The 271-nt window shown below is 64.9% G+C and carries 1 protein-coding gene; it reads right to left on the reverse strand.

What is annotated here, in order from left to right; genetic code table 11:
- The coding region (locus ACVA58_RS28130; protein WP_446513528.1) for a hypothetical protein at window positions 1–271 on the reverse strand (271 nt) is incomplete at both ends.

Raw genomic sequence — 271 nt, forward strand, 5'->3', positions numbered from 1 at the left:
TTCCAAGCGCGCGTACAGGTCGACCCAGTCACCAAAGATGCTGCCGGTGCTGTAGTACTTGCGGCCGTTGACTACCCAGCTGCTGTCCCGTTTCGAGACGCGCGTGATGACATCGCCAATGGCCACGTCGCCCACTTCCGTCCAGGCGTTGCCGACCAGATCACCTGCCGCGAAGCGCCGCAGCCAGACTTCGGTGCGGGCATCGCGCGGCGCGTTCAGGCGGTCTTCCACAAAGGCGAAGTGCCCGCGCAGCGCCTGCACGATGTTGGAG

The sequence above is a fragment of the Photobacterium sp. DNB22_13_2 genome (genome assembly GCF_052873915.1).